This window comes from Pseudoxanthomonas sp. LjRoot204_2 (assembly GCF_056175765.1).
Window position 1 is genome coordinate 1 of the sequence record NZ_JBGFFG010000365.1, and the last position, 3,430, is coordinate 3,430.

3 protein-coding genes are annotated in these 3,430 nt (G+C 66.5%); all 3 read left to right on the forward strand.

Annotated elements, in window-relative coordinates; genetic code table 11:
* The first annotated feature begins 43 nt into the window (after positions 1 to 43).
* The 3 genes from ahpF to rnk all read left to right on the forward strand — a co-directional run bounded on the left by ahpF (position 44) and on the right by rnk (position 3,213).
* Complete coding sequence (gene ahpF / locus AC04L7_RS14820; RefSeq protein ID WP_435997152.1) at positions 44 to 1,630, forward strand: alkyl hydroperoxide reductase subunit F; 1,587 nt, start codon at positions 44 to 46, stop codon at positions 1,628 to 1,630.
* Positions 1,631 to 1,700: 70 nt separating this feature from the next.
* Positions 1,701 to 2,660, forward strand: coding sequence for a DNA-binding transcriptional regulator OxyR (oxyR, locus tag AC04L7_RS14825; RefSeq protein WP_299340923.1), 960 nt, complete (start codon positions 1,701 to 1,703; stop codon positions 2,658 to 2,660).
* Positions 2,661 to 2,772: 112 nt separating this feature from the next.
* Positions 2,773 to 3,213 carry a nucleoside diphosphate kinase regulator gene (gene rnk / locus AC04L7_RS14830; protein ID WP_296278218.1) on the forward strand — a complete coding sequence of 147 codons (441 nt, stop codon included), beginning with the start codon at positions 2,773 to 2,775 and terminating at the stop codon, positions 3,211 to 3,213.
* Positions 3,214 to 3,430: the final 217 nt, after the last annotated feature.

The window sequence follows — 3,430 nt, forward strand, 5'->3', positions numbered from 1 at the left end:
CCCCCGGTTCTCTTCCCAGAATCCCTCCACGGAGACGTTCGCCATGCTGGACGCCAATCTGAAGACGCAGCTCACCGCCTACATGGAAAAGGCCGTGCGCCCGATCCACATCACCGCGCAGCTTGACGACAGCGCCGGCTCCGCCGAGCTGCAGGCGTTGTTGAAGGACCTGCAGGACGTCTCCGACAAGATCACCGTTACCGAGCAGCTTGGTGGCGAACGCACGCCGTCGTTCTCGCTGACCTCGCCTGGGCATGACATCCACCTGACCTTCGCCGGTCTGCCGATGGGCCACGAGTTCACCTCGCTGGTGCTGGCACTGCTGCAGGTCGGCGGCCATCCGTCGAAACTCGCGCAGGACGTGATCGAACAGATCCGCTCGCTCGATGGCGAATACCGCTTCGAAACCTATTTCTCGCTGTCMTGCCAGAACTGCCCGGACGTCGTGCAGGCGCTGAACCTGATGGCGGTGCTGAACCCGAAGATCCAGCACGTCGCCATCGACGGCGCGCTGTTCCAGCAGGAAGTCGAGCGGCGCGAAGTGATGTCGGTGCCGACGATCTTCCTCAATGGCGAGGTGTTCGGCGCCGGCCGCATGGGCGTGGAAGAAATCGTCGCCAAGCTCGACACCAACGCCGGCAAGCGCGATGCCGAGAAGATCAAGGCCAAGGCGCCCTACGACGTGCTCGTCGTCGGCGGTGGCCCGGCCGGCGCCGCCGCCGCCATTTACGCTGCGCGCAAGGGCATCCGCACCGGCGTGGCGGCCGAACGCTTCGGCGGCCAGGTGCTGGACACGATGGCGATCGAGAACTTCATTTCCGTGCCGTATACCGAAGGCCCGAAGCTCGCCGCTGCGCTGGAGCAGCACGTCAAGGACTACCAGGTCGACGTGATGAACCTGCAGCGCGCGGAGAAGCTCGTTCCCGCCGGACAGGACGGGCTGATTGAGGTACAGCTCGCCAACGGCGCCTCGCTGAAGTCGAAGACCTTGATCCTCTCCACCGGTGCCCGCTGGCGGCAGATGAACGTGCCCGGCGAGGACGAGTACCGCAACAAGGGCGTGGCCTACTGCCCGCACTGCGACGGTCCGCTGTTCAAGGGCAAGCGCGTGGCGGTGATCGGCGGCGGCAACTCCGGCGTCGAAGCGGCGATCGACCTGGCCGGCATCGTCGCCCACGTGACCCTGATCGAGTTCGACAGCCAACTGCGTGCCGACGATGTGTTGCAGCGCAAGCTCCGCAGCCTGCCGAACGTGCGCATCGTCACCAGCGCACAGACGACGGAAGTACTGGGCGACGGCAACAAGGTCAACGGCCTGGTCTACAAGGACCGCACCGGCGGCGATACGCACCGCGTCGAACTGGAAGGCATCTTCGTGCAGATCGGCCTGCTGCCGAACACCGAGTGGCTGAAGGGCGTGGTCGCGCTGAGCCCGCGCGGCGAGATCGTCGTCGACGACCGCGGCCAGACCAGCGTGCCGGGCGTGTTCGCGGCCGGCGACGCCACCACCGTGCCGTACAAGCAGATCGTCATCGCCATGGGCGAAGGTTCGAAGGCCGCGCTGAGCGCCTTCGACCACCTGATCCGCACGTCGGCCCCGGTGGCAACCCCGGACGCTGTCGCGGCATGATGCGCGGGCGCGGGCCGTGCCATGGTCCGCGCCGCGTCGCCGCACGGCGGTTCCCTGAGGGAGGAGTTCCATGAATCTCCGCGACCTGAAGTACCTGGTGGCGCTGGCCGACCACAAGCATTTCGGCCGCGCCGCCGCCTCGTGCTACGTCAGCCAGCCCACGCTGTCGACCCAGATCAAGAAGCTGGAAGACGAACTGGGCGTGCCCCTGGTCGAACGCGCGCCGCGCAAGGTCATGCTGACGCCCGCCGGGCGCGATGCCGCCGACCGCGCACGCCGCATCGTGGCCGAGGTCGAGCAGATGAAGGAAGCGGCGCGCCGCAGCCAGGACCCGGAAGCCGGCACGGTACGGCTGGGATTGTTTCCGACGCTGGGACCCTACCTGCTGCCGCACGTGGTGCCGCAGCTGCGCGCGCGTTTCCCGCACCTGGAGTTGCTGCTGGTCGAAGAAAAAAGCGATGTGCTGCTGTCGCGCCTGCGCGAAGGCAAGCTGGATGCCGGCCTGCTGGCGCTGCCGATCACCGACGACCAACTGCATACCGAATTCCTGTTCGAAGAACCTTTCGTGCTGGCGGTGCCGGAATCGCATCCCTTGGCGCAGCGCGAATCCCTGACGCTGGCCGAACTGTCGCAGCAGCAGTTGCTGCTGCTGGAAGACGGACATTGCCTGCGCGAGCAGGCGCTGGATGTCTGCCGCCTCGCCGGCGCCAACGAAAAATCGGAGTTCCGCGCCACCAGCCTGGAAACGCTGCGCCAGATGGTCGCCGCGGATGTCGGCATCACCCTGCTGCCGACCTTGGCGGTCAAGCCGCCGGTGGCGCGCTCGCAGAACATCCACCTGTTGGGCTTCAGCGATTCGCACCCGAGCCGGCAGATCGCGATGGTGTGGCGGAAGAGTTCGGCGATGAGCGATTTCCTGCTGCAGCTGGCGCGCGTGTTCCGCGAACTGCCTCCCAGCCTCTTCGAGCCCGATACGGGCGGCGCGCAACCGCCGGCCGGACGCCCCACGCCGCGCGCGCGCGCGGCTTGAACCAAGCCACCTTCCGGGCTACGGTAGGGCGGCAAACAGGACTCCGATGGGCGGCGCGGCGACGCGTCGCCCGTTTCCTTTTGCGCGACCCCAAAATCCACAGAGGACCCCGATGAACAACACCCGCACCAGCGGCCTGCCGCCCTCGCTTCCCCCGCTCGTCGTGTCCAGCCGCGATCTGTCGCGCCTGGAAGCCCTGCTCGACACGCCCGTGCTGCGCCGGCACCCGGCAGCRCTCGCGCTGATGGACGAACTGAACCGCGCCGACGTGCGCACGCCGGACCGGATGCCGGACAACGTGGTGACGATGCACTCGCGCGTGGAGTGCGACGACGAACTCACCGGCGAACACCATCGCCTGACCTTGGTATATCCCCACGAAGCGAACGTCGAGACCGGCCTGGTCTCCGTTCTCGCCCCCGTCGGCAGCGCGCTGCTGGGGCTATCGGTGGGGCAGACGATCGATTGGCAGGCGTCCGGCAACCGGCCCTTGCGCCTGCGGGTCACCGCGATCGAGTACCAGCCGGAAGCGAGTGGCGACCTGCATCGCTGATTCTCTTCTCGGATCGAAATACGACGTGGGTCGTCACGGCGCTGCTTCGCATCACCTTGAATGACTGGCTTTTCACTCACGAACTCTACCGGCGTTTGAAACTAGGCAGCTCTTAGCTTTTTTCAGAGTGCGTAGAGACGGCGCCGCTCGCCGCGGAGGCCCTACTTTTCTTTGCTTGTGCAAAGAAAAGTAGGCAAAAGAAAGCACACCCCGGCGG